Below are 1,328 nucleotides of genomic sequence, written 5' to 3' on the forward strand. Positions count from 1 at the left end.
ACCGTCGACGGGATGGGGAGGCGGCGCGAGTTCAGTGCACTCTGTTGAGAGTTTGAATGGTGGAGACGCATGACCAGCCGTGCACGGAAGATCCAAGGTGATCTCGCTCACGACGTGCACCCCCGCCGGGGCGCGGGCCTGGCCGACCATCGTCACGAGGGAGAAACATCCCGGTAGTGCAGGCCTTTCAGGTGTTGCCGGTGCCAGCCGGGTAGGAGTCGGGGGCCTACGGACGCCCAGCCGGAGCGGCGCACCCCAGGCGAACCAGGCGAGCTGTCGAGCGACCGTTAATAGGTCGACGGGGTATTCTCAACTCGGTTCCGGCGCGTGGCTGAGGCGTCACCACGATGAACGTTCGGCGCGGATGGGATCGACCGGGGGCGCGTGTTCACCCGACGAGGGGTGGCGCAGGCCCGCCGGGCACCGAGCGGTGTCCGTTCTCCTTTTCTCCCGACCGCGGCGCGGCGGCCACGGTGGGCGGGGCTTTGGCGGCGGCGCCCTACGGCCGTCCCGGTGTGCGAGGTGACCGACGAGACGACGCGCCGCCAGGCGCCGAGGAAACGGGTGGATAACGCCGTGGACGCTGCTCTGGAGAAGCTGGGGTTGCCGCGCCAGGCTGCGGCGATGGCACGGCCCGCCTGGGAGGAGCCGACCCCGTCGCCCCTCTCGCCCGCGGATGGCATGGCAGCTCGGCGTGACGCGGCCGCGCAGCTCGGCGCGGCCGTGCGCGCGTTGACCGACGCCACCGTGCGCACGCTTGTGCCGACCGAGACCCTGCTCGACATCGCCGCCCGGATCACCGAGTGCCTGCCCGCGTTGACCGCCGAGCAGCGCGACATCGGCGAACCGGCGCCGCTGGACGACCCAGCCGCGAAGATGTGGCTGCACAACCCGGTCATCGGGCGGGCCAACCCGATCGCGCCCTGGGTCGAGACCACACTGGTGGACGGGGTCCTCACCGGCCGTGCCACCCTCGGCCTGCCCTACCAGGGGCCGCGCGGCTACCTGCATGGTGGGATGAGCGCCATGATGCTCGACCAGATCCTGGGCGACGTCGTCAGCGCGAGTGGCCGGTCCGGCCTCACCGTCTCCCTGTCGACCCGTTACCGCGGGCCGGTCCCGCTGCTGGCTCCGCTGCTCGTGGTCGGCCAGGTCGTCGAGGTCGCCGACCGGAAGATCACCGCGGTCGGCACGATCGCGCTGGAGTCGAAGCCCGACCAGCCCCTGGTCGAAGGCGTCGGCATCTTCGTCGTGCCCCGGCCGGACCAGGCCGCCCGACTGTTCGGCGTCTCGGCCCCCGACGCCCCCGGCACGATCCCCTCCGGCGC

At 71.9% G+C, this 1,328-nt stretch carries 1 protein-coding gene; it reads left to right on the plus strand.

Annotated features, from left to right (window positions below; genetic code table 11):
• Window positions 1–576: 576 nt before the first annotated feature.
• Window positions 577–1,328 (plus strand): PaaI family thioesterase (locus tag NBZ83_RS32165; protein ID WP_261576518.1); only part of this gene is annotated, 752 nt, incomplete at its 3' end.

Source organism: Frankia gtarii (genome assembly GCF_025403375.1).
Classification (GTDB): Bacteria; Actinomycetota; Actinomycetes; order Frankiales; family Frankiaceae; genus Frankia; species Frankia gtarii.